At 70.9% G+C, this 23496-nt stretch carries 18 protein-coding genes and 1 other RNA gene; 3 read left to right on the forward strand and 16 right to left on the reverse strand.

Annotated features, from left to right (window positions below):
• Positions 1–95 precede the first annotated feature (95 nt).
• From ACFZA2_RS14245 to ACFZA2_RS14270, 6 genes are all read right to left on the reverse strand, one after another.
• A complete protein-coding gene (locus ACFZA2_RS14245) occupies positions 96–2633 on the reverse strand; it encodes a glycoside hydrolase family 65 protein (protein WP_391406084.1) in 2538 nt (845 codons plus the stop codon).
• Positions 2634–2754: 121 nt separating this feature from the next.
• Positions 2755–3489: an HAD family hydrolase gene (locus tag ACFZA2_RS14250; protein WP_391406087.1), complete on the reverse strand. Its 735-nt coding sequence runs from the start codon at positions 3487–3489 to the stop codon at positions 2755–2757.
• Between the two features lie 84 nt (positions 3490–3573).
• Entirely contained in the window at positions 3574–4731 is a 1158-nt protein-coding gene (locus ACFZA2_RS14255; protein ID WP_391406090.1) for an N-acetylglucosamine-6-phosphate deacetylase, read from the reverse strand.
• Positions 4731–5516 (reverse strand): glucosamine-6-phosphate deaminase, encoded by a 786-nt coding sequence (gene nagB / locus ACFZA2_RS14260; protein ID WP_391406930.1) that lies wholly within the window; start codon positions 5514–5516, stop codon positions 4731–4733. The genes ACFZA2_RS14255 and nagB overlap by 1 nt, the downstream gene beginning before the upstream one ends.
• A gap of 49 nt (positions 5517–5565) precedes the next feature.
• Entirely contained in the window at positions 5566–7146 is a 1581-nt protein-coding gene (locus ACFZA2_RS14265; RefSeq protein ID WP_391406093.1) for a PTS transporter subunit EIIC, read from the reverse strand.
• Between the two features lie 31 nt (positions 7147–7177).
• The gene (locus ACFZA2_RS14270; RefSeq protein WP_391406096.1) at positions 7178–7627 is read right to left on the reverse strand and encodes a PTS glucose transporter subunit IIA; all 450 of its coding nucleotides are present in this window, start codon (positions 7625–7627) and stop codon (positions 7178–7180) included.
• A gap of 167 nt (positions 7628–7794) precedes the next feature.
• Between ACFZA2_RS14270 and ACFZA2_RS14275 the strand changes: the two genes are divergently transcribed.
• On the forward strand, positions 7795–8541 hold the full coding sequence (locus ACFZA2_RS14275) for a GntR family transcriptional regulator (RefSeq protein WP_391406099.1): 747 nt from the start codon (positions 7795–7797) through the stop codon (positions 8539–8541).
• Between the two features lie 7 nt (positions 8542–8548).
• On the opposite strand, the gene ACFZA2_RS14280 is transcribed toward ACFZA2_RS14275, so the two are convergent.
• Genes ACFZA2_RS14280 through ACFZA2_RS14290 form a run of 3 tightly spaced genes read right to left on the reverse strand, consistent with a single transcriptional unit; the run spans position 8549 to position 12732 of the window.
• Complete coding sequence (locus tag ACFZA2_RS14280; protein WP_391406102.1) at positions 8549–9781, reverse strand: acetate/propionate family kinase; 1233 nt, start codon at positions 9779–9781, stop codon at positions 8549–8551.
• Positions 9778–11916, reverse strand: a complete 2139-nt coding sequence (gene pta, locus ACFZA2_RS14285) for a phosphate acetyltransferase (protein WP_391406105.1) — start codon at positions 11914–11916, stop codon at positions 9778–9780. The genes ACFZA2_RS14280 and pta overlap by 4 nt, the downstream gene beginning before the upstream one ends.
• A 9-nt stretch (positions 11917–11925) precedes the next feature.
• Entirely contained in the window at positions 11926–12732 is an 807-nt protein-coding gene (locus ACFZA2_RS14290) for a DeoR/GlpR family DNA-binding transcription regulator (protein ID WP_391406931.1), read from the reverse strand.
• 44 nt (positions 12733–12776) lie between these two features.
• Here ACFZA2_RS14290 and ACFZA2_RS14295 point away from each other — a divergent pair, with 44 nt between their 5' ends.
• Positions 12777–13445 carry an NUDIX domain-containing protein gene (locus tag ACFZA2_RS14295; protein ID WP_391406108.1) on the forward strand — a complete coding sequence of 223 codons (669 nt, stop codon included), beginning with the start codon at positions 12777–12779 and terminating at the stop codon, positions 13443–13445.
• Between the two features lie 53 nt (positions 13446–13498).
• On the opposite strand, the gene ffs is transcribed toward ACFZA2_RS14295, so the two are convergent.
• The 7 genes from ffs to ACFZA2_RS14330 all read right to left on the reverse strand — a co-directional run bounded on the left by ffs (position 13499) and on the right by ACFZA2_RS14330 (position 22283).
• Positions 13499–13595, reverse strand: an RNA gene (ffs, locus tag ACFZA2_RS14300) — signal recognition particle sRNA small type.
• Positions 13596–13696: 101 nt separating this feature from the next.
• Positions 13697–16723, reverse strand: coding sequence for an alpha-mannosidase (locus ACFZA2_RS14305; RefSeq protein ID WP_391406111.1), 3027 nt, complete (start codon positions 16721–16723; stop codon positions 13697–13699).
• Positions 16724–16752: 29 nt separating this feature from the next.
• On the reverse strand, positions 16753–17667 hold the full coding sequence (locus ACFZA2_RS14310) for a carbohydrate ABC transporter permease (protein WP_391406114.1): 915 nt from the start codon (positions 17665–17667) through the stop codon (positions 16753–16755).
• Positions 17664–18596, reverse strand: coding sequence for a carbohydrate ABC transporter permease (locus tag ACFZA2_RS14315; protein WP_391406117.1), 933 nt, complete (start codon positions 18594–18596; stop codon positions 17664–17666). Before ACFZA2_RS14315 ends, ACFZA2_RS14310 begins: the two co-directional genes overlap by 4 nt.
• A gap of 2 nt (positions 18597–18598) precedes the next feature.
• Positions 18599–19957 carry an extracellular solute-binding protein gene (locus ACFZA2_RS14320; RefSeq protein WP_363390077.1) on the reverse strand — a complete coding sequence of 453 codons (1359 nt, stop codon included), beginning with the start codon at positions 19955–19957 and terminating at the stop codon, positions 18599–18601.
• A gap of 136 nt (positions 19958–20093) precedes the next feature.
• Positions 20094–21290: an ROK family protein gene (locus tag ACFZA2_RS14325; protein ID WP_391406121.1), complete on the reverse strand. Its 1197-nt coding sequence runs from the start codon at positions 21288–21290 to the stop codon at positions 20094–20096.
• 60 nt (positions 21291–21350) lie between these two features.
• Entirely contained in the window at positions 21351–22283 is a 933-nt protein-coding gene (locus ACFZA2_RS14330; RefSeq protein ID WP_391406124.1) for an ROK family protein, read from the reverse strand.
• A gap of 166 nt (positions 22284–22449) precedes the next feature.
• Between ACFZA2_RS14330 and ACFZA2_RS14335 the strand changes: the two genes are divergently transcribed.
• Positions 22450–23493: an AAA family ATPase gene (locus ACFZA2_RS14335; protein ID WP_391406127.1), complete on the forward strand. Its 1044-nt coding sequence runs from the start codon at positions 22450–22452 to the stop codon at positions 23491–23493.
• Positions 23494–23496: the final 3 nt, after the last annotated feature.

Below are 23496 nucleotides of genomic sequence, written 5' to 3' on the forward strand. Positions count from 1 at the left end.
GTTCTCGGCGGTTCCCTGTTCTCGACGCCCCGCGCGCCCCCGCAACGACGAACGCGGCGACATCCCGGGAGGGATGCCGCCGCGTTCGAGCGGGATCAGAAGCCGCCGTCGAGGCCCACCGCGATGGGCGACTCGTCGTCGCTCACGAGCGGGATCGCCGCGGTCACGATCGGCACCGACGCCGACAGCAGCGTGCCGTCCTCGCGTACGGATCCCTCGAGCTGGCGGATCGAGGGGCGCCCCGGACGCACCGGACCCTGGCCGTGCAGCGCCACGCGCACGGTCTCGCCCGGCGCCACCGTGTAGTCGACGTCGCGCACCGCGAAGTCGACGGGGCCGCCCTCGCCCCCGGCCCGCAGCGTCAGCGCGGTGGCGGTGAGGGTGACGTCGAGGCGGGTGCCGTGCCAGTGCAGCACGTACGACAGCTCGGGCCAGTCGGCGGGCAGGCGCGGGTCGAAGGTCAGGCGGCCGAAGTGGTCGCGCATGCCGCCGAAACCGCTCACGAGCGCCGTCCACACGCCGCCGGCCGATGCGACGTGCACGCCGTCGGAGGCGTTGTGGTGCAGGTCGCCGAGGTCGACGAACGCGGCCTGACGGAAGTACTCCAACGCGAGGTCCTGATAGCCCACCTCGGCGGCCAGGATCGACTGCACGACGGCCGACAGCGTAGAGTCGCCCGTGGTCAGCGGGTCGTAGTACTCGAAGTCCGCGAGCTTCTCGGCATCCGTGAAGTGGTTGCCCTGCAGGAACAGCGCGAGCACCACGTCGGCCTGCTTCAGCACCTGGTACCGGTAGATCACCAGCGGGTGGAAGTGCAGCAGGAGGGGGCGCTGGTCGGGCGGGGTGTTCTCGAGGTCCCAGATCTCGCGCTCGAGGAACACGGCGTCCTGGGGATGGATGCCGAGGGCCTCGCTGAACGGGATGTGCATCGCCTCGGCCGCTTTCTCCCACCCCTCGGGCTCCGAGGGGTCGAGGTTCATACGGTCGGCCATCTGGGCGTAGGCGTCGGGGTCGTTCTCGGCGAGGTCGCGCACCGTGCGCGCGGCGAAGCGCAGGTTGAAGCGCGCCATGACGTTGGTGAACAGGTTGTCGTTCACGACCGTCGTGTACTCGTCGGGCCCCGTCACGCCGTGGATGTGGAACGAGTCGTGCTCGCCGTCGGCGGCGGCGTCGCTGGAGCGCCAGAAGCCGAGCGTCGACCACAGGCGCGCCGTGTCGACGGCGATGTCCACGCCCTCGCGGGCGAGGAACTCCTCGTCGCCCGTCGCCCGGACGTACTTGGCGAGCGCGAAGGCGACGTCGGCGTTGATGTGGTACTGCGCGGTGCCCGCGGCGTAATACGCCGATGCCTCCTCGCCGTTGATCGTGCGCCAGGGGAACAGCGCGCCCGCCTCATTGAGCTGGTGCGCGCGCTTGCGGGACGCGGGGAGCATGAGGTATCTCATGCGCAGGGCGTTGCGCGCCCAGAGCGGCGACGTGTACGCGAGGAACGGCAGGACGTAGACCTCGGTGTCCCAGAAGTAGTGGCCGCTGTAGCCCGACCCCGTGACGCCCTTCGCGGGCACGCCCTGCCCGTCGGCGCGGGCCGCGGCCTGCGCCAACTGGAACAGGCACCAGCGGGTCGCCTGCTGCAGGTCGCCATGACCGCCGATGCGCACGTCGGAGCGATCCCAGAAGTCGGCGTACCAGGCGATCTGCTGCTCGACGAGGCGGTCGATGCCCGTCTCGACCGCCCGGTCGAGGGTGCGGCGGCAGCGGTCAAGGAGCTCGCCCGTGGGCACACCGCGCGAGGTGTGGTAGCTCACCAGCTTGGTGATCGTGGTCGGAACGCCGGCCCGCGCGTGCACCCGGTAGACGTTCTTCGCGATGTCGGGCTCGATGAGACGCCGCGAGGTGTACTCGTTCTGGGTGTCGACGAGGTGGTCGGCGATCACGGCCAGGGTCATGCCCGATTCGCTGACCTCGTAGCTCAGCGCCGAGCGTTCGCCGTCCTGCCAGTACTCGCGCGGCTGCAGCACGCGGTCGCTGAGCTTCTCGGTCTTGCGCGGGTCGAATCCGGACTGCGTGGATGCCATCGGCGAGCCGCCGTAGATGCCCTCGCCGTCCTGGCGGTTGAGCAGCTGGCTGCTGACCGTGACGGGCGCGTCGGAGTCGAGGACGGTGACGGTCAGACGCAGCACGGCGAGGTGCTTCTCGTCGAACGACACGAAGCGCTCGTCCTGGATGCGCACGCGCTTGCCCGAGGGCGTCACCCACAGGATGTCGCGACGGAGGATGCCCTGGCGCATGTCGAGCACGCGCTCGTACTCGCGCACGTCGGCGACGTCGAGCGAGAGCGGCTCGTCGTCGACGTAGACGCGCATGACCTTGGCATCCGGTGCGTTGATGATCGTCTGGCCGACCTCCGCGAAGCCGTACGCCTGCTCGGCGTGACGGATCGGGAAGGTCTCGTGGAAGCCGTTGATGAATGTGCCCTGCTCGAGGGCGAAGCGCCCCTCGATGGAGTTGCCGCGCAGGCCCAGGTAACCGTTGCCGACGGCGAAGAGGGTCTCGGTGACCCCCACGTCGTCGAGGGAGAACTGGGTCTCGACGAGTCGCCACTCGTCGATGGGGAAGCGATCGCGATCGATCATCGGGCGGGCCTTCCGGTGGCGGGTTCGGGTCGGCACGAGCGGGCGGCATGCCGCTCGGGCGGGTGAGGTTCGGGGGCACCGTCCGCAGACGGAGCGAGGGACGCCGCGCGCAGGCGACGGCTCAGTCTACGAACGCCGCGAGGTCGTCGACGACCACCGTCGCGCCGGCGGTGGAGAGGTCGTCGGCGCCGACGCCGCGGTCCACGCCGACCACCACGCCGTAGCCGGCCGCGACGGCCGAGCGCACGCCGCTCAGCGCGTCTTCGACCGCGACCGATCGCGCGGGATCGACGCCCAGCATGCGGGCGGCCTCGGCGAACACGTCGGGGGCGGGCTTGGATGCCAGATGGTCGCGCTCGGCGACCACACCGTCCATCACGACGGGGAACCGGTCGCGCAGCCCCGCGGCCTCGAGCACCTCGACGGCGTTCTTCGAGCTCGACACGACCGCGATGGGGGTGCCGGCGGCCTGGAGCACGTCGAGGAGGGCGACGGACCCCGGATAGGGACGGATGCCCTCGCCGCGGAGGATGCGGGAGAACACCTCGTTCTTGCGGTTTCCGACGCCGCACACGGTGTCTTCGCTGGGGTCGTCCGACGGGTCGCCCCACGGCACCTCGACGTCGCGGCTGCGCAGCAGGCTCGCGACCCCGTCATAGCGCTTCTTGCCGTCGACGTACTCGAAGTAATCGCGGTCGGTGTAGGCCGGTTCGATCTTCCACGCCGCGAACAGCTCGTCGAACATCGTCTTCCACGCGCGCATGTGCACCTCGGCGGTGGGGGTGAGAACCCCGTCGAGGTCGAACAGCACGCCGTCGAACGAGGTGAGGTCGGGCAGGTCGGGGCTGTCGGTCACGGCGTGCTCCAGATCGGGGTGCGGTGGCGCGGGCGCCCGGAGCGCCGCCCCTCCAGCGTAGTGGCGGGGTGACGCGGCGAGGGGCTATCGCGCGGTGACCGAGAGGGCGCGTCCGCCGATCCACACCTGGGACGGATGCCAGTCGGCATCCCACTGCACGAGATCGGCCGCCGCCCCCTCGGCGACATGACCGATGTCGGTGCGCCCCAGCGAGCGCGCGGCGTTCTCGGTGCAGGCCGACAGGACGGCGGCGGGTTCGAGCCCCGCGGCGATCATGCGGCGCACGCCCTCATCGAGCACGATGCCGGCACCGGCGATCGTGCCGTCTCGTCGCCGGCCGAGCCCGTGGGCGTCGTTGGCGACCGGCTGGCCGCCGAAGTCGCACCACCGGTCGGTCTCGAGCCCCGCGGTGACGATCGCGTCGGTGACGCCGACCGTGCGTCGAGCGGCGGACGCGAGCACGAGCGAGACCACGCTGGGGTCGAGGTGCTGCCCGTCGATGATCGTGCCGACGAAGAAGCGGTCGTCGGAGAGCACGGCGCCCGGGACCCCGGGCTCGCGCGGTTTGAGGGGGCGCTGGGCGTTGAAGACGTGGGTGGTCATCGTGGCGCCGGCGTCGCCCGCTGCGTGCACCTGCGCGGCGGTGGCGTCGCTGTGCCCGACCGCGACGACGTAGCCCTCCCCGGCGAGACGGTGGACGGCTTCGAGCGCGCCGGGGAGCTCCGGGGCGAGGGTGACGGTGCGCAGCGCGGCGCGGGCCGCGGGGCGCTCGAGCAGGACGTCGAGGTGCTCGCGGGCGGGGGCGAGCATGAGGTCGGCGCGGTGCGCGCCCTTGCGGGCGGGCGAGAGGAACGGGCCCTCCAGGTGCGCGCCGAGGACACGGGCGACGGGTTCGTCGGCGAACCGCTCCCTCGCCCGCCCGACGCGCTCGAGGGCGGCGACGGTGTCGGGCAGGGGTGCGGTGATGACGGTCGGCTCGATCCCGGTGACGCCGCGCGCGGCGAGCCCGGCGAGGAGAGTCCGCCACCCCGCCTCGTCGGCGGCCGCCACGTCGACTCCGAACGAACCGTTGACCTGGAGGTCGAGCATGCCCGCCGTCACGACGCCGTCGACGACGTCGTGATCGACGCTCTCGTCCCCCGTCGCCGGGCGGATGCGGGTGATCCGCCCCGCGGCGATCTCGAGGATGACGGGGCCCACGAACGATCCCCCGATCAGCGCCCGCGAGGCACGCAGGCGCATCACAGTCCCTGCCCCGCCGGCTTCCCGGCGTAGGTGGTGCGGTAGTAGTCGACGAAGGCGAGCTGGCTCGCGGCATCCTCGTCGACGACGACCGTCGCGTGTGGGTGGAGCTGCAGCACCGAGGCCGGCCACCGCGCCGACACGGGGCCTTCGACCGCCTCGCGCACCGCTTGCGCCTTGCCGCGACCGAAGCCGAGCATGATCGCGTGACGGCTGTCGAGGATCGTCGCCAGCCCCTGCGTGAGGCAATGGGTGGGGACCTGATCGATGTCGCCGTCGAAGAACCGGGCGTTGTCCTGACGTGTGCGGGGCGTGAGGGTCTTCAGTCGCGTCCGACTCGCGAGGCTCGACATCGGCATGTTGAAGGCGAGGTGGCCGTCGGTTCCGATCCCGAGGATCTGCAGATCGATACCTCCCGCGTCGCGGATCCGCTGCTCGTACGCGGGACCGGCCTCCAGCGGCGGGACCTCGAGGTCGCCCGGGCCGACGATCGCGTCGGGGGCGAAGTCGACGTGCTGCTCGAGCTCGGTGCGGATGAACTCGCGGTACCGCTCGGGGTGACCGGCGGGCAGCCCGACGTACTCGTCGAGCAGGAACGCCCGCACCCTCGCGAAGCTCAGGTCCCCGTCCCGGTGACGGCGCGCGAGCTCGCGGTACACCGGAAGGGGCGTCGAGCCCGTGGCGAGGCCGAGCACCGCCGACGGAGTGGTGTGCAGCAGGGCGGAATAGGCGTCGGCGACGACGCGGGCGGCATCCTCGGGGGTGGGGACGACGACGACCTCCATCACCATCCCCCTCTCGCTCGGGCGCCGCGGGCGCGGCATCCGGTGTTCATCACAGCACCTCGAGGATGTCGTTCTTGAGCATCTCGGCGCGGGGGCCGAAGACGGCCTGCACGTTGTCGCCGACCTCGAGCACCCCGGCGGCGCCGAGCTGCTTCAGTCGTGCGTGGTCGACGAGTGTGCGGTCGGCGACCTCCATGCGCAGGCGGGTGATGCAGGCGTCGACGTGCTTGAGGTTGGCGCGGCCTCCGAAGGCGTCGATGAGCTGCTCGGCGGTGGACCCGGTGGGAGCCGGGGCGGTGGCAGCGGGTGCGGCGCCGGTGGCGGCGGCCGACGCGGGCGAGGCGATCGGCGACACGGCGGCGGGGTCGGCGTCGGCGTCGACCGCGGGGGCGTCGCTCGTCGGGGCGGACAGGTCTTCGCGGCCCGGGGTGCGCAGGTTCCACTTCTTGATGACGAGGCGGAACAGCAGGTAGTAGACGCCGAAGTAGATCACGCCCATCACCACCAGCAGCCAGACGTTGTTCGCGGCGGGCGCCGTGCCGTACAGGAGCAGGTCGAACAGGCCCGCGGAGAACGAGAAGCCGAGGTGGATGTCGAGCAGGTAGGCGACCGCGAGCGAGATGCCCGTGAGGACGGCGTGCACCACGTAGAGCGGGAACGCGGCGAACATGAACGCGAACTCGAGCGGTTCGGTGACTCCGGTCAGGAAGGCGGTGAGACCCGCGGCGCCGAGGATGCCGATCGCCGCCTTGCGCTGGGCGGGGTTGGCGAGGTGGATCATGGCGAGGGCCGCGGCCGGCAGACCGAACATCAGCACGGGGTAGAAGCCCGAGGTGAGGGCGCCGGCGGTGGGGTCGCCCGCGGCGAACCGGGTGAGCTCGCCCGTGACGACGCTGCCGTCGCCCTTCGTGTAGGAGCCCTGCAGGAACCACACGTAGGAGTTGAGGATGTGATGCAGTCCCACCGGGATGAGCATGCGGTTGGTGAAGCCGTAGACGAACGCCCCGATCGCGCCGGTTCCGCCGATGAAGGCGCCGAGGCCCGTCAGTCCGGTGTTGAAGATCGGATAGAAGTAGCTCAGTCCGAACCCGACGACCAGGCTCGCGAGCGAGACGACGATGGGCACGAACCTCCGTCCCCCGAAGAAGCCCAGGTAGGACGGCAGTTGGATGGTGTGATACCGGTCGAACAGCCACGCCGTGAGCAGGCCGATGACGATGCCGCCGAACACGCTGTAATTGATCTGCACCTGATCGCCCGCGGCCGTGGTCTGCCCGGCGAGCACCACCGGCGACATCGCCTTGAAGACGTTCGCGAGCACGAGGTAGCCGACGACGGCCGCGAGCGCCGTCGATCCGTCGGCCTTCTTCGCGAAGCCGATCGCGACGCCGACCGCGAACAGCAGCGCGAGGTTGTCGAACAGCGCACCGCCGGCCGCGCTCATGGCCTGGAAGAAGGGGCCGATGACCGGCAGGTCGATCTGGCCCAGCAGGTCGGGTTGACCGAGACGGAGCAGGATGCCGGCGGCCGGCAGCACCGCGATGGGCAGCATGAGGCTCTTACCCAGACGCTGCATCTGCGCGAAGCCCGGGATTCCACGGCGGCGCGCGGTGGGGACGGTGGTGGCCATGACGGTTCTCTCTCGACGGTGACGGAACGGATCAGACGGACAGGAGCGGGGTACCGGGGGTGATCTCGGCGCCCTCGGCGGCGTGCAGGGACACGTCGTCGGCGGAGCGCTCGAGGACGACCACGGGGACGACGCTGGCGAGGCCCGCCGCGCGGATCGCCGGCACGTCGTAGGCGATGACCGGGGTGCCGGCTTCGACTCGGTCGCCCTTGGCGGCGAAAGCCGTGAAGCCCTCGCCCTTCAGCTGGACCGTGTCGAGCCCGAGGTGCACGAGCACGCCCACCCCCTCGTCGGCCACGACGACGAACGCGTGCGGGAAGACCTGCAGCAGCGTGCCCTCGACCGGCGAGACGACGTCGACGATCTCGAGAGGCGGCTCGATCGCGACGCCCGGACCCATCGCCCCCTGGGCGAACAGCTGATCGGGTACGTCAGCGAGCGGCAAGACGACTCCGACGAGCGGGGACAGGATGACGGTCACGGGGACTCCTCGGGGGCGGCGGTTCGACGGTACGCACCAGCGGCCGTCGCTTAGGTTGGGAAACATCAGATCGTCTCCGCTCGACCGACCACGTGGCCCGTACTGGTACGTACCAGTGAAGCTACTGGCCGCCGCCGGGCGTGTCAACACCGAAAGTCGACGCCGTCATGCCCCGTCTCCGCGATGCCGACACCCCGCCCGCCGTGACCGCCGGGCCCATCCCCAAGCACGCCCAGCTACGGGCGATCCTGCTGTCGGACATCGGCACCACCTGGCCGGCCCACAGCGCCATCCCCTCGGAGCGCGAGTTGTCGACCCGTCACGGGGTGAGCAGGGCCACCGTGCGCGAGGCCCTGCGGCAGCTGATCGAGGAGCAGAAGCTGTACACGGTGCAGGGGAAGGGCACCTTCGTCGCCGGCGAGCGCGTGCAGTCGCAGCTGCACCTCGCGTCGTTCACCGAGGACATGCGCCGACGCGGCATGGTCGCCACCACGCTCGTCCGCCGCGCCGAGAGGGCGGACCCGCCCCTCGACGTGCGCGCGGCGCTCGGCCTCGACGACGGCGAGAAGGCCTGGTCGATCGAGCGTCTCCGCCTGGCCAACGGCATCCCGATGGCTCTCGAGATCGGGTGGTACTCACCGCGTCTCGCCGAAGACCTCGGAGAGCAGGACCTGGGCACCTCGCTCTACGGACTGCTGGCGGAGAGGTACGGCGTGCGCATCGACGCCGCCGAGCAGACGGTGTGGACGGAAGCGGTCGAGGATGCCGTCGCGACGGCGCTCGCGGTGCCTCCCGGGTCGCCGGTCCTGGTGTTCCGGCGCACGTCGCGCGCCGGCGGTCGCGCCGTCGAACACGTCACGTCGTGGTACCGCGGAGATCGCTACCAGGTGCACATGGCGCTGGCCGGAGGCTGAGTCGACCTCAGGCCGTGACCGACAGCGTCTGCCGGGCGATCTCGAGCTCCTCGTCGGTCGGCACGACGAGCACCTCGACGAGCGAGGCATCGGTGGAGATGCGACGGATGCCGCGCTCGCGCGCCGCGTTGCGCGCGGGATCGATCTCGACGCCGGCGAAACCGAGGGTGGCCATCGCCTCCGCGCGGACCGCGGGGGCGTTCTCCCCCACCCCCGCCGTGAACGAGATGACATCGACCCCGCCGAGCTGGGCGAGGTAGGCCCCTGCGTAGGCGCGCAGGCGGTGGATGTAGACGTCGAAGGCGAGCCGCGCCGCCGGGTCGCCGGCATCCCGTCGCTCCTGGATGTCGCGCATGTCGGAGACGCCGGCGATGCCGAGAAGGCCGGACCGCTTGTTCAGCAGCGTGTCGAGATCGGCAATGGACATCTCGGCGCGACGGGCGAGCTGGAGGAGCACGGCCGGGTCGAGATCGCCCGAGCGCGTTCCCATGACGAGACCCTCAAGGGGGGTGAGCCCCATCGAGGTGTCGACCGAGCGGCCACCCTCGATCGCGGCCACGGACGCACCGTTGCCGAGGTGGAAGACGATCTGCTTCAGCTCACCGAGGGGGCGCCCGACGAACGCGGCGGCGGCCTCGCTGACGAACTTGTGGCTCGTGCCGTGGAAACCGTAGCGACGGATGCGATGCGCCTCGGCGACCTCGCGATCGATGGCGTAGGTGTACGCCTCGGGAGCGAGGGACTGATGGAACGCGGTGTCGAAGACCGCGACGTGCGGCACGGTCGGAAACGCCTGCTTGGCGGCGACGATGCCGGCGAGGTTCGCGGGGTTGTGGAGCGGCGCGAGCACCGACAGCTCGTCGATGTTGATCTCGACGAGGGGGGTGACCACGGTCGGCGCGAAGAACCGCGCGCCGCCGTGGACGACGCGATGGCCCACCGCGACCGGCGGGTGCTCGTCGAGCGAGGGTCCGTGCGCGGCGAACGCCTCGAGCATGACGGCGAAGCCGGCGGTGTGGTCGGGGATCTCGCGCTCGATGGTCGAGGTCGCGTCGGTGACCGTGGGCGCCGGGCCGTCGGGCGAGGCGAGGGCCGCCGCCCTTACGGTGTGCCGCGCGACCCCGGTCGACTCCCCGATGCGCTCGACGAGGCCGCTCGCCAGGACTTCTTCGCGCGCCATGTCGAGCAGCTGGTACTTGAACGACGACGATCCGCTGTTGACGACGAGCACGACGCTCATTCGGGGCTCCCCTGGGCCTGGATCGCGGTGATCGCGATGGTGTTGACGATGTCGTCGACGAGCGCTCCGCGCGACAGGTCGTTGATGGGCTTGTTGAGCCCCTGCAGGACCGGTCCGATCGCGACGGCGCCGGCCGAGCGCTGCACCGCCTTGTAGGTGTTGTTGCCCGTGTTGAGGTCGGGGAAGACGAACACCGTGGCGCGTCCGGCGACCTCCGATCCCGGCATCTTGGCGCGTGCCACGGCCGCGTCGGCGGCGGCGTCGTACTGGATGGGTCCCTCGACGAGGAGCTCCGGGGCGCGCTCGCGCACCAGGGCGGTCGCCGCGCGCACCTTCTCGACGTCGGCACCCGTGCCGGACTCCCCCGTCGAGTACGACAGCATCGCCACGCGCGGGGCGATGCCGAACTGCTCGGCCGTGGCCGCCGACGACACGGCGATGTCGGCGAGCTGCTCGCTCGTCGGATCGGGGATGACGGCGCAGTCGCCGTACACGAGCACGCGATCGGCGAGCGCCATGAGGAACACGCTCGACACCACCGAGACGCCCGGGGCGGTCTTGATGATCTCGAACGCCGGGCGGATGGTGTGCGCCGTCGTGTGCGCAGCACCCGAGACCATGCCGTCGGCCAGGCCCAGGTGCACCATCAGGGTGCCGAAGTACGACACGTCGGTCACGGTGTCGGCGGCCTGCGCGTAGGTGACGCCCTTGTGCGCCCGGAGCCGGGCGTACTCGGTGGCGAACTTGTCGACGTGCACGGCGTCGAAGGGGCTGAGCACCTCGGCATCGCGGATGTCGATCCCCAGCTCGATCGCGCGCCCGCGCACCTCGATCGGCTCGCCGAGGATCGTCAGGTCGGCGATGCCGCGCGAGAGGACGGTGGCCGCCGCCCGAAGGACGCGGTCGTCGGTGCCCTCGGGCAGCACGATGCGGCGCTTGTCGGCGCGGGCCCGGTCGACGAGGCCGTACTCGAACATGAGCGGGGTGACGACGCTCGGGCGGGCGACGCCGAGCTCGCGCGTGAGCAGCTCGGTGTCGACGTGGCGCTCGAACAGCGCGAGAGCGGTGTCGTAGCGGTGCTGGGAGTCGGCGGCCAGGCGACCGCGCGTGTTCATGATGCGCACGGCGGTGTCGTACGTGCCGAGGTCGGTGGCGATGATCGGCAGCGGCGAGCCGAGGCCGTCGATGAGTCGCACGATCGAGTCGGGCAGCTCGAACCCGCCGTTGAGAACGATGCCGGCCAGCGACGGGAACGTGCCCGACGCGTTGGCCAGGAGAGCTGCGAGCAGCACCTCGGTGCGGTCGGCCGGGATCACCACGACCGCGGACTCCTTCAGTCGCGGCAAGACGTTGACCATCGACATGCCCGCCACGACCACGCCCAGCACCTCGCGCGTGAGCAGCGCCGGGTCGCCCTTGATGAGCTCGCCCTCGACCGAGCGCAGGACGCCGCGGACCGACGGCGCGATGAGGAAACGGTCCTCCGGAAGTGCCCACACGGGTACGGCGCGGTCCTCTCCGGCGACCGGAGCGGCGTCGACGACCTGGCGAACGGATGCCACGATCTCGTCGAGGTGGTCCGCATCGGCGCGGTTGGCGATCACGGCGAAGAGCGCCGCACGCTCGTGCTGCAGCTCCGAGATGGCGAGGGAGGCGATCTGACCGACCTCTTGCGGGGTGCGTGCGACCGACAGACCGAGGGTCTCGCTGTGCCCCTGCTGCGCGCGGCCGCCGAGAACGAGAAGCACCGGGGCACCGAGGTTGGCGGCGATGCGCGCGTTGTAGGCGAGCTCGGCGGGGCTGCCGACGTCGGTGTAGTCGCTGCCGATGATGACCACGGCGTCGCACTGCGCCTCGACGGCCTTGTAGCGCTCGACGATGCGCGCCAGCGCCGCATCGGCGTCGTCGCGCACGTCGTCGTAGGTGACGCCGACGCAGTCGTCGTACGCCAGGTCGACGCTGTCGTGGTCGAGCAGCATCTCGAGCACGTAGTCGCGTTCGGCCGTGGAGCGCGCGATGGGGCGGAACACCCCCGCGCGCGGCGTGACGCGGCTGAGGGCGTCGAGGACGCCCAGAGCCACGGAGGATTTGCCCGAATGACCTTCGGCCGACGTGATGTAGATGCTCTGCGTCACGCGTCCAGCCTAGAGCGGGCCCCCGACACCGCTTCGGGGTTGCTTCGGCGTCGAGTCATCAGGACGACACGGCAGCAGACGCGCTCCCGCGGCCCGCAGGTCCGATGTCAGGGGCGCCGCGGGATCGAGATCGGCCAGGATGCCGGTCACCTCGTCGAGCGGCAGGATGCCGAACCGCGACGCCGCTCCCAGCTTCTCCTCGCTCGCGAGCACGATCGTCTCGGCGGCCCGCTCGGCGAGCACGCGCTTCATCGCCGCCTCGTCGGCATCCCCGGTCGTCAGCCCGGCGGCGGGGTGCACGCCGGTGACTCCGAGGAAGAAGATGTCGGCGCTGATCCGCTGCGCCGCCTCGACGGCGGCGGACCCGCACGCGACGGCGGAGTGCTTGAACACCCGACCGCCGATGACGATGACCTCGGCCTCGTGGTTCAGCAGGGCGGCCGCGATCGTCGGCGAGTGCGTGATCACCGTGCCCGCGAACGAGCGGGGCAGCGCCTCGACCAGCGCCAAGGTCGTCGTCCCCCCGTCGAGGAGCACGGTGGCGCCGGGCTCGATCAGCTCGACCGCGGCCGCGGCGACGCGGGCCTTGCTCGAGCGCGCCACCGTCCCCCGCGCGTCGTAGTCCGCGACGGCCGGCGAGGCCGGCAGGGCCCCGCCGTAGACGCGGACGGCGAGGCCGGCGGCATCCAGTTCTCGAAGATCGCGGCGGATGCTGTCCTCGGAGAGGCCGAGGTCGAGGGCGACGTCTTTCACGACGAGGCGACCGTCGCGGCGAAGCCGCTCGAGCAGGGCGTCCTTGCGGGCGGCAGCGAGCATCACGCTCCACATTCTTGCACGTTTCTGCACTATTGTTCCGAATCATGAATGATGCGCGTCCCGGCACCACCGTCCCCGACCACCGCGGCCGCACCGGCCTGCACCTGACCGGTCTCGACCTCGACCGCAACCCGCGCGTGGTCGTCGAGGACGTCGAGCTGCTCGCCGCGGGGTGGCACGTGCTGCGCGCGTCGACGTTCCGCTACCGGAGCGACGACGGCGCGTGGAGCACGCAGACGCGCGAGACCTACGACCGCGGCAACGGGGCGACGATCCTGCTCTACGACCCGGCGCGGCGGACCGTGCTGCTCACCCGGCAGTTCCGCTACCCCGTGTACGTCAACGACCACCCCGACGGCATGCTGATCGAGACCGCCGCGGGGCTGCTCGACGATGACGACCCGGTGACCGCGATCCGCCGCGAGGCCGAGGAGGAGACCGGCGTCCACGTCGACGAGGTCGAGCATGTCTTCGATGTCTATATGAGCCCCGGATCGGTCACCGAGCGCCTGCACTTCTTCGCCGCCGCGTACGACGGCTCCGCGCGCCACGGCGATCGCGGGGGCCTCGCCGAAGAGGACGAGGAGATCGAGATTCTCGAGTACGACATCGATGACGCCCTGTCGATGATCCGCGACGGATCGATCCAGGATGCCAAGACGATCATGCTGCTGCAGTGGGCGGTGCTCGACGGGCCGTTCGCGCGGCGCTGACGGGCGGGGCCATCCGGCATCCTCGCCGCTGCGCGCCCCCCGTTTCCGGGCAAAGAAAAGACCCTCCGCGCACCCGGTAGAGCCTGGTTACCCTTGCTACGTTTCCGTCCTGGGGGAGTTGGCCTGGATGCCGCCACGCGGAGAGCCGAGTACAGCTTACCCGACCCGCGGAGCGCCTCCCACCCGCGCTCATCCCCCGCACGACGAAGCGGCCGGGGCGCGATGCACCCCGGCCGCGTGTCGATCGGACGTCAGCGCTTCAGACGAAGCGTCACGAGCTGGAACGGACGCAGCTCGAGATCCACGACGCCGCCCTGCACAGCGGTCACCGCTGCGGCGTCCACGTCACGCTCCAACAGGTCGGTCTCGCTCACGCGGGCGACGCCGAAGCCGGCCTCGAGGCGCGCCTGCGTGCGCTCTCCCAGCGCTTCGTAGAGACGGATGACCACGTCGCCCGATCCGTCCTGGGCGAGCTTGACGGCCTCGACGACGACGCCGGGAGCATCGATCGCCACCAGGGGTGCCACGGAGTCCTCCCCGGCATCGGTCACCACCCGCGCGGGCAGGTTGGTGCGGTAGCCCTCGGCGACGGCGTCGAGCACGTCGGCCCCCACGACGATGCCCACCTCGAGGTGGTGCGCGCCCTGGTCCTGCCCCGGGTCGGGGAACATCGCCGACCGGATGATCGACAGGCGCACGAGCGAGAAGGTCCCCCCGCCGTCGCGCTCGTGGCGGGTGATGTCGTGGCCGTAGGTGGAGTCGTTGGTCACGGCGACGCCGAAGTCGGGCTCCGCGACCCGCACCCAGCGGTGCGCGGCGGTCTCGAAACGTGCCGAGTCCCACGACGTGTTCGTGTGGGTCGGGCGCACGATGTGTCCGAACTGGATCTCGGATGCCGCCCGGTCGGTGTGCACGTCGACGGGGACACCCAGCTTGAGCAGCTTCTGCTGCTCGTGCCAGTCGACGTCGAGCGACAGCCGCACGGTGCGCGCGCCCGCGGCGAGCGCGACGCGCGTGACGATCGTGGACTCGCCGATCGAGCGCTCCACGACGACCGCGTCTGCGTCGATGCGCACGGCATCCGCGGTGTCGAGGGGTGTCGCGTGCCGGCGGTAGGTCTCGTCGATGTCCCACGCGTCCCACTGGGTGGGGGTGTCGCGGAAGACCTCGAACAGCCCCGCCACCTGGCCCGCCGGCACGACCTCGCGACCCGACACCACGTCGACGAGCGAGATGAGAAGTCCTCGGGCGTCGATCACGGCGTGGACGATGCCGTTGTCGAGCACGAAGCCCGAGCCCTCGGCGCGCGGGGTGACGTCGCGCGCACCCGGTGCGGCGGCGATGCCCAGCGCCGGCGCACCGGCGCGGGCGTGCGGCGCGGCGTTGACCAGCAGCGTGCGGTCGCCCTCGCCGACGAGCGCGCGGAGGCTGTCGGCGATGATCTGCTCGAGCTCGGTGGCGATCGCTTCGTAGTTGCGCTCGGCATCCCGGTGCACCCACGCGATCGAGGTGCCGGGGAGGATGTCGTGGAACTGCTGCAGCAGCACCAGGCGCCACAGGCGCTGGAAAGCGTCGGCCGGGTAGGCGGCGCCCGTCCGCACGGTCGCGGTTGCGGCCCACAGCTCCGCCTCGCGCAGCAGGTGCTCGCTGCGGCGGTTGCCCTGCTTCGTGCGCAGCTGGCTGGTGTAGGTGCCGCGGTGGAACTCGAGGTACAGCTCCCCCGCCCACACGGCCGGGTCGGCGTACTCCGCCTCGGCGGTCTCGAAGAACTCGCGCGGGGTGGAGTGCTTCACGACCGGCGCGCCCTCGAGGGAGTGCGTGCGGGCGATCGTGGCGGTCATCTCACGCGTGGGTCCGCCGCCGCCGTCGCCGAAGCCGTACGGCAGGAGCGAGGTGCGGGCCCGGCCCTTGTCGGCGAAATTGCGCTCGGCGTGGGCGAGGTCGGCCGCGGTGACCTCGGAGTTGTACTTGTCGACCGGCGGGAAGTGCGTGAAGATGCGCGAGCCGTCGATGCCCTCCCAGCGGAAGGTGTGGTGCGGGATGCGGTTGGTCTCGTTCCACGAGATCTTCTGCGTGAGGAACCAACGGGCGCCGGCGGCCTTCATGATCTGCGGAAGCGCGCCGCTGTAGCCGAACGAGTCGGGCAGCCACACCTCTTCGGTGTCGATGCCGAACTCCTCGAGGAAGAACGACTTGCCCTCCACGAACTGGCGGGCCATGGCCTCGCCGCCGACCATGTTGGTGTCGGATTCGACCCACATGCCACCCACCGGGACGAAGCGTCCCTCGGCGACGCGCGCCTTCAGCCGCTCCCAGAGCGCCGGGTAGTGCTCCTTCATCCACGCGAACTGCTGCGCCGACGACGACGCGAAGACGAACTCGGGGTCTTCGTCCATGAGCGACAGCACGTTGCTGAACGTGCGCGAGACCTTGCGCGCGGTCTCCCGCACCGGCCACAGCCACGCCGAGTCGATGTGGGCATGACCGACCGCGTGCAGTACGTGGGCACTGGATGCCGCGGGCGCGGCCATCAGCGGCGCGAGGACGTCGCGGCCGGCCTGTGCGGTGCCGCTGACGTCGTGCGGATCGACGGCGTCGATCGCGGCATCCATCCCCTCCACGAGGGTCGCGCGGCGCGCGGAGGTCGCGTCGAGCTCGGCGATCAGGCCGTGGAGCAGACGGAAGTCCTGCAGCAGGTTCCACACCGCGAGGTCACGGAGGCCGATCGACATCTCGCGGAGCACATAGAGAGGAGCGTCGCCCGCGGTCGCGGGGTCGCCGACCGGGGTGGGCTCGAAGGTGAAGAGGCTGCCGACGTCGGGATTGGATGCCGCCTCGACGAGCACGTCGACACGACCGTCGGCGTCGACCGCGGCCGGGCTGGCGTTGTTGAACGGCGAGACGCCCTTGATGGGCGCTCCCTCGCGGTTCCAGACGAGCGCCTCGCACTGGAAGCCGCTCTGACCGGCGGTGAAGCCGAGGTCGATGACGAGCTCGGCGACGGTGCCCTCGGGCAGGGCGCCCGCGGCGTCACGCCACGCGGTCGGGATCTCCCCCGACACGGCGAACCAGGTGGTCCCCCACGCGCGGCCCCACGGCGTCCCGATCGCGAACGGGCGGTAGGCGGCATCCCGCGCCTCGGCGAAGGTCACGGGCTCGCCCGGGGCCTCCCACGCCTGGATGTCGAGGGGCTGGCGGGCGCGGTAGACGGCGGGGGCGAGACGCTCGCGGACGAAGCGTTCGATGCGCATCTCGATGAGCGCGGTGCGGTCGTGCATGGGGTGTGTTCCTTGTCTGGGGGGACGGGTCAGCCCTTGACCGCGCCGGCGAGGGCCGACGGGCCGCCGAGTCCGCGCTGTACGAGCACGTACAGGCCGAGGACCGGGAGGGAGTAGACGATCGAGTAGGCCGCGAGCTGGCCGTAGGCCACCGCTCCGAACGACCCGAAGAAGTTGAAGATGCTGACCGCGGCCGGCTGGTAGTCGGGGCTGAGCAGCAGCACGAAGGGGACGAAGAAGTTCCCCCACGCCTGAATGAACGTGAAGATGAACACCACCGCGATACCGGGACGCATGAGCGGCAGGACGATCTGCACGAGTGTGCGCATCGATCCCGCGCCGTCCATCCACGCCGCGTGCTCGAGCTCGACGGGGACGCCGTCCATGAAGTTCTTCATCATCCAGATCGCGATCGGCAGGGCGCTCGCGGTGAGGAAGAGGATCGTGCCGCCGACGGAGTCGATGAGGTTCAGCTGGACGAACAGGCTGTAGACCGGCACCATGATCGCCGTGATCGGCAGACACGTTCCGAACAGCACCGCGTAGAGGAAGGGCTTCCCGACGCGCATCTTGTAGCGGGACAGCGGATAGGCCGCGAGCGACGCGAGCACCACGGTCGCGATCGCGGTGCCGCCCGCGAGCAGCACGCTGTTCCAGAGCGGGAGGAACAGCAGGTCGGGCTTCATCACCGCGGCGAAGTTGTCGAGGGTGACGACCTCGGGCATCTTGATCGCGAGGGTCGGCTGCGCGTCGAGGGACGCGGTGACCAGCCACACCAGCGGCACCACGAACAGGAAGCCGATGACGATCATGAGCGTGTTCGACAGCACGCTCAGCGCGCGCGTGCGCGGAGACGAGAGCGACGCCTTCGTGCGCGTCGGGGCGGGCACGGCCGACCGGGCGCGGCGGCCCGTGACCTCGGGGAGGGTGGTGGTGGCGCTCATGACGAGACCTCCTCGCGCAGGGCGCGGACGTAGAAGAACGAGAAGACGGCGCCGATCACGAGCATGATCGTGGCGATCGCGGTGCCGTAGCCGAGCTCGCCGAACTTCAGCCCCTGCTGGTACGCGAGGATCGGCAGCGTCGTGCTCTTGTTGCCGGGGCCGCCGCCGGTCATGACGAAGATGAGCGTGAACACCGACAGCGTCTGCAGGGTCACGATCATGGAGTTCGTGCCGATGGTGGAGCGGATCATCGGGATAGTGACGTGGATGAGGCGCTTGAAACCGCTGGCTCCGTCCATCTCCGCCGCCTCGGTGATCTCGGGCGGCACATCGGCCAGCGCGGCCGAGTAGACCATCATCGAGAAGGCCGTGCCGCGCCAGATGTTGGCGAAGATCACCATGAGCACCGGCAGGGTGAACAGCCAGCTGACGGGCTCCACGCCGAAGACCTCGAGGACGGCGTTCAGTGTTCCGTTGTCGCGGAAGAACGCGTAGGCGGCGAACGCCGCGACGATTTCGGGGAGCACCCACGCGGTGACGACGATCGTGCCGACCACGGCCGTCACGATGCGATTGCCCGAGCGCATCATCAGCGCCAGGGCCAGGCCCAGGACGTTCTGTCCGATCACGGCCGAGAAGAACACGAAGACGATCGTGTTGACCACCGCGACGGGGAAGTCGGGCGCCTTGAACAACTGGACGTAGTTGTCGAAGCCGACGAAGTCGCTCGCGACGGCCGTCGATCCCGACAGCGTCGCGTTCGTGAGCGAGCCCCACAGCGACACCAGGATGGGGCCGAGCAGGAACACGGCCAGCAGCAGGGCTGCCGGCAGGAGAGGGAGCGCCCGGGCCGACGACCGGAGGCCGCGCGTCTTCACGCGCGACCCCCGGCCGGTTCCGGTCGCCCCGGGGGTAGCCAGGGCGGTCACGATCAGCCCTGCTGGGTGTTGTCTTCGCCCACGATGCCGATGACGGCCTGGTCGTAGGCGGCGGCCGCGTCGTCCACGCTCGACTGACCGGTCATGACGGCTTCCATCGCGACCTGGATCTGGTTCGAGATCTTGTCGTAGTCCTCGGTCGCCGGGCGGAAGTGGGTGGTGTCGACGAAGCTCGAGAAGGTCTCGAAGCTCGGGTTGGCGTCGAGGTACTCGCTGGACTGGGCGACGTCCGCGCGCACGGCGATCTGGCTATTGTCGATGCCGTAGGCGGTGGCGTTGTCCTTGTTCACGGCGGTGGAGAGGAAGTCCCACGCGGCGTCGGCGTTCTTGGTGTTCTTCCCGATGGCGAGGGTCCATCCCCCCGACATGCTGGTGGTGCCGGGCGCCTGGCCGTCCTGCGTCGGCATGGCGGCGATGCCGAGGGCGTCGCTCCACTCGGGCCACGCGGCGGTGCCGCCGTCGACCCACGCGGCCGACTGCCACGAGCCGTCGAGAGCGATGGCGAGCTTCGACGAGGGCAGCCAGTCGGCGGTCACGCTGGTGAAGATGTTGGGGTCGAGCGCCTGCTGCAGCGACGGTCCGAGGCCGCCCTGGTAGACGTCGCTGACGAACTGCAGCGAGTCCTTGAAGCCCTGGCTGCCGACGACCCACTTCTTGCTGTCGGTGTCGTAGAGGGTGTCCTCGGTGCCGTACATGAGCATCTCGAGCCCCTGCATGGATGCCGCCTCGCCGGCGGTCTTGCCCGAGTAGACGTTGATCGGGATGACGTCGGGGTTGGAGGCCTTGACCTTCTCGGCGGCCGAGAGGATGTCGGCCCAGGTCTTGGGCTGCCACGGCACGGAGATGCCGGCGGCTTCGAAGAGGGCCTTGTTGTACCAGAGGCCGCGGGTGTCGGTGCCGAGCGAGACGCCGTAGGACTTTCCGTCGGGGCCGAGACCGGCCTGCTTCGCACCCTCGGCGAACTGCGACCAGTCGTCCCACTTCGCCAGGTAGTCGTCGAGCGGCAGGAGGTAGCCGGCCGCAGCGTCGGACTGGATCTTGAACGTGTCTTCGTACTGCACGTCGGGAGCGGTGCTGGCCGACTTGTTCATCAGCGCGAGCTTCGTGTAGTAATCCGCGCCCTCAGCCTGGATCGGGACGAGTTCGACCGTCATGCCCTCGTGCGCGGCCTCGTACTGCTTCTTGGCGTTCTCCATCAGCGTCTGCATCTGGTTGAACGTCGCCGTGGTCTGGTACGCGACTCGGATCGTCTTCGAGTCCGCCGCGTCGCCGCTGCCACCGGAGCAGCCGGCCAGAGCCACGGTCAGGGCGGTGGCGGTCAGAAGACCGGTCGCCATCGTCAGTTTCTTCATGGAAGCTCCCTTGCTCGGGTGGAGACACCGCGTCGCCAGAACCTTTTATAAATCAAATGGACTAACTCGGCAAGTCACGGCGGCCGGAGCGAGGTAACGATCGCGACACGCCCCGCTATGAACGGTCCGGGCCGCGTCAGAGCGCGATCATCATGCGCGCCGGTCGGGCCGCGAACGCGCCGTCCAGCATCAAGCACGCGGCTCCGACGGCCGCCACATCGAGCCCGACCACCGAACGCCGCACGATGATCGGCAGCGTCGCCGTCGACGCGGGATCCGAGGCGACATGCTCCGCGACGATGTCGGCGAGCACCCCGGAGAGGCGTTCCCACGCGGGACCGCCGAGCACGACCTCGTCGACGTCGAGGAGGTTGTTGGTCACCACGAGAGCCCGCGCGATCCGCTCCCCCGCTCGCCGCAGCACTCCCGCGGCCGCGTGGCGGGGATCCGCCGCATCGCGCACGAGACGGTCGAGGCCCGAGCGCGGGTCGGCGTCGAGGTACCCGGCCTCGGCGATGAGCACGCGCGGTTCGATCGACACCCCCAGGCATCCTCGCGACCCGCACGCGCACAGAGGTCCGTCCGCATCCACGACCACGTGCGCGATGCCCCCGGCGTTGCCGGTCCGCCCGCGCACCGGAGCGCCCGCCACCGCGAGCCCCATGCCGACGCCGGCGCCGTAGTACAGGAACATCGCGTCGCTGAGCACGTCGGAGCGGTCGAACCACATCTCGCCGACCATCGCCGCAGTGACGTCCTTCTCGACGATGACGGGCAGCCCCGTCGCCGCACCGAGGTCTTCGCGCACGTTCACGTTGTGCCACTGCGGCAGCAGCGGCGGATCGAGAAGGCGTCCGCCACGGGCGTCGAACGGCCCGGGGGCGGCGACGCCCACCCCGAGCACGAGCTCGCGCGGCACCCCCGCACGCTCGACGATCGTGTCGACGGCCGCGCCCACGGCCGTCACCAGGGCTTTCGGAGCGACCTCGCGGAGCCCGGGGATCTCGTCGTGCGCGATGACCTCCCCCGCCATGTCGACCACGACGATCGTGTCGACGACGGGGTCGAGGTGCACCCCCACGGCGAACCGCGAGCGCGGCTCGAGCTTGAGCAGCGTCCGCGGCTTGCCGGGACCGGAGATGACCTTGCCCGCCTCGATGATGAGACCGTCATCGGCGAGGCGGCGGGTGACGTTGCTGAGCGTCTGCGCGCTCAGACCGGTGCGCGCCGAGAGCTCGACACGACTCAACCCCTCCGGCGAGCGACGGATGAGGTCGAGCACCAGCGTCTGGTTGTATTCGCCGACGGCGGGCAGATTGGAACCCGTACGCATGTTCCCCGCCCTCACTCGCCGGCCCGCGGCGCGGTCCTCGGTCTCAGGGTAGACCCGGCCTCAGGACTGCAGTGCGATCGCTGCCGCCCCCAGCAGGGGCCCGTCGCCGTCGAGACCCGAGCCGACGATGCGGCACCGGCGCGCATAGGCGTGCAGCGCCGCCGCCTCGGCGGCCGCGCGCACCTGGTCGACGTAGTCGGTGGCCACCTGCGAGAAGCCGCCCGCGATGGCCACGGCCTCGAGATCGCACAGTGTCGCCGCCGCTGCGATCGCCTGCCCGACGGCGATGGCCGAGCGGCTGACGGCGGCGATGGCGATCGCGTCCCCGGCCGCGTGGGCGGCGGCGAGGTCGAGCCCCGTCTCACCCTCCCACCCGTGCCCCTGCGCCCAGGCGACGGTCCCGGGGCCGGCCGCGACGGCCTCGAGGGTGGATGCCACCACCTCGTCGCCCTCGATGGTGCGCACGAACGTCTGGCCCAGGTGGCCCGCGTTGCCGCTGGCGCCCGGAACGGGCCGACCGCCCAGGATGAGTCCGCCGCCCACGCCGGTGGACACCACGATCGCCATCGCGTCGTCGCAACCCACGAGCGCTCCACGCCAGTGCTCGGCGAGAGCGATGCAGGTGCCGTCGAGGGCGAGGCGGATCGGGCCGTCCACGAGCCCCCCGAGCACCTCGTCGATCGGGAGACCGGCGGCGAGGGGCAGGTTAAGGGGCGAGACCGACCGGGAGGGCAGGTCGACGGGGCCGGCACTGCCCACACCGATCGCGCCGACGCGGGCGCCGTCGACGGCGGCGAGCGCCGCGGTGGCGGCCTCGCGGATGTTGCGGGCGATCTCGTCGCGGTCCGCGGTCCTTCCGGTCGGACGCCGGGTCACGCTCGCCCGCTCGACCTCGCCGGCGAGCGAGACGAGGGCGGCATCCACCTTCGTCCCGCCGATGTCGACGGCGAGCACGTGCGTGACGGCGGGCAGGGACGGGGTGGTGTGCGACATGCGCGGGCTCCTCGGGTGGACCAACGCTCCCCGATCCTAGGGGCCCGAGCATCCGCCGGGTGACGCCTGTGTGCCGCGTCGTTTCGGGCCCCCGCCCATGCCGAGCGGGTTACGATCGGGTCACGGCGGCGACGACGCGCCTCCACCCCGCGACGCAAGGGATGCCATGGACGAGACGGTCACGCCCGAGGCGGCATCACGACTCCGCCGCCCCGACACCACTGCTCGGCCCGCGGCCGACGCGCCCCTCGACGCAGAGACGTTCGCCCGTCTGACCGGGGGAATCCTGGCATCCGTGTCGCAGGTGATCGACGGCAAGCCGGAGGCGGTCCAAAGCGCCCTCATCGCCCTCCTCGCGGAGGGGCACCTGCTGATCGAAGACGTGCCCGGGGTCGGCAAGACGATGCTGGCGCGGGCCCTCGCGGCCACGATCGACGCCGACGTCCGTCGCATCCAGTTCACCCCCGACCTGCTTCCGGGCGACATCACGGGCGTGTCGGTGTTCAATCCGGTGCAGCGGCAGTTCGAGTTCACCCCCGGCGCGGTCTTCGCCCACATCGTCATCGCCGACGAGATCAACCGCTCCTCGCCGAAGACGCAGTCCTCGCTGCTCGAGGCCATGGAGGAGCGGCAGGTGACCGTCGACGGGCGCACGCACGTCCTGCCCTCGCCCTTCCTCGTGGTCGCCACGCAGAACCCGTACGAGATGGAGGGCACGTACGCCCTACCCGAGGCGCAGCGCGATCGTTTCCTCCTGCGCATCTCGATGGGATACCCGGATGCCGCGGCCGAGGCGCTCATGCTCCGCCAGCGCGACGCGGTCAACCCGCTCGACGGGCTCACCCCCGTCGTCTCGGCCCGCCAGGTGACCGCCATGATCGCCTGGGCGCGCGGGGTGCACGTCGCCCCGGCACTCGAAGAGTACGTCGTGGCGCTCGCACAGGCGACGCGCAGTCACCCCGACATCCGGCTCGGCGCGAGCCCCCGGGCGACCCTGCAGCTCGTTCGCGCCGCCAAGGTGCGGGCGGCCCTCGACGGCCGGTCGTACGTGATCCCCGACGACATCACGGCCCTGCTGACGCCCGTCTTCGCCCACCGCCTGATCGCCAACCGGTCGGCGGCCGGAGGCAAGGCGGGGGCTGCGGTCGTGGCCGACGCCCTCGAGCGGATCGCCGCGAGCGTGCGCGTACCCCTCGCCGCCCGACCGTGAGAG

Source organism: Microbacterium sp. NPDC007973, assembly GCF_042958465.1.
In the GTDB taxonomy this organism is placed as follows: domain Bacteria; phylum Actinomycetota; class Actinomycetes; order Actinomycetales; family Microbacteriaceae; genus Microbacterium; species Microbacterium galbum.

Coding starts and splice junctions, on each gene's coding strand:
- ACFZA2_RS14245 (WP_391406084.1), bottom strand. CDS start 2,633: ATGATCGATCGCGATCGCTTCCCCATCGACGAGTGGCGACTCGTCGAG.
- ACFZA2_RS14255 (WP_391406090.1), bottom strand. CDS start 4,731: ATGCGCCTGCGTGCCTCGCGGGCGCTGATCGGGGGATCGTTCGTGGGC.
- nagB (WP_391406930.1), bottom strand. CDS start 5,516: ATGGAGGTCGTCGTCGTCCCCACCCCCGAGGATGCCGCCCGCGTCGTC.
- ACFZA2_RS14265 (WP_391406093.1), bottom strand. CDS start 7,146: ATGGCCACCACCGTCCCCACCGCGCGCCGCCGTGGAATCCCGGGCTTC.
- ACFZA2_RS14275 (WP_391406099.1), top strand. CDS start 7,795: ATGCCCCGTCTCCGCGATGCCGACACCCCGCCCGCCGTGACCGCCGGG.
- ACFZA2_RS14280 (WP_391406102.1), bottom strand. CDS start 9,781: ATGAGCGTCGTGCTCGTCGTCAACAGCGGATCGTCGTCGTTCAAGTAC.
- ACFZA2_RS14290 (WP_391406931.1), bottom strand. CDS start 12,732: ATGCTCGCTGCCGCCCGCAAGGACGCCCTGCTCGAGCGGCTTCGCCGC.
- ACFZA2_RS14295 (WP_391406108.1), top strand. CDS start 12,777: ATGAATGATGCGCGTCCCGGCACCACCGTCCCCGACCACCGCGGCCGC.
- ACFZA2_RS14305 (WP_391406111.1), bottom strand. CDS start 16,723: ATGCACGACCGCACCGCGCTCATCGAGATGCGCATCGAACGCTTCGTC.
- ACFZA2_RS14310 (WP_391406114.1), bottom strand. CDS start 17,667: ATGAGCGCCACCACCACCCTCCCCGAGGTCACGGGCCGCCGCGCCCGG.
- ACFZA2_RS14320 (WP_363390077.1), bottom strand. CDS start 19,957: ATGAAGAAACTGACGATGGCGACCGGTCTTCTGACCGCCACCGCCCTG.
- ACFZA2_RS14325 (WP_391406121.1), bottom strand. CDS start 21,290: ATGCGTACGGGTTCCAATCTGCCCGCCGTCGGCGAATACAACCAGACG.
- ACFZA2_RS14330 (WP_391406124.1), bottom strand. CDS start 22,283: ATGTCGCACACCACCCCGTCCCTGCCCGCCGTCACGCACGTGCTCGCC.
- ACFZA2_RS14335 (WP_391406127.1), top strand. CDS start 22,450: ATGGACGAGACGGTCACGCCCGAGGCGGCATCACGACTCCGCCGCCCC.